The organism is Stenotrophomonas sp. GbtcB23, assembly GCF_019091045.1.
Lineage (GTDB): Bacteria > Pseudomonadota > Gammaproteobacteria > Xanthomonadales > Xanthomonadaceae > Stenotrophomonas > Stenotrophomonas rhizophila_A.
Genome location: NZ_JAGXKC010000254.1, coordinates 1 through 357, shown reverse-complemented (window position 1 = coordinate 357; position 357 = coordinate 1). Strand labels below are relative to the sequence as shown.

1 protein-coding gene is annotated in these 357 nt (G+C 55.2%); it reads right to left on the bottom strand.

What is annotated here, in order from left to right; genetic code table 11:
- A partial coding sequence (locus tag KVS69_RS19005) for a hypothetical protein (RefSeq protein WP_217539525.1) occupies positions 1 to 357 on the bottom strand: 357 nt, incomplete at both ends.

Here is a 357-nt window from a genome sequence, read left to right as displayed (position 1 = left end):
GCTTCGCTTGGTTCGGGTCCCGTGCGCAGCTTGACGATCAGCTGCTCGACAATGCCCTCCCACTGGATTTCATAACTTTCGCGTACACCAATCCTGCAGGCGCTCGAAATTAAGCCAACGTCAACCCAGCGGTCTATCTCGTGAAGATCTATGTTTCGGAAATTGCCTGACGATGGCACCAACGGAAGACTGAACACCTCAATCAACAATGGTGGATGCAATTCATCGGGCAGGGCCTCAATAAGGCGAGCAATAGCACTCGATGCCAGGCTCCAGAGCCCACTATGGGCCTGGATCGTGGTGCTGCGATGCAGATCAAGCAGATCAGCGGCCCATGCCCGGATTCTCGCTGCATCC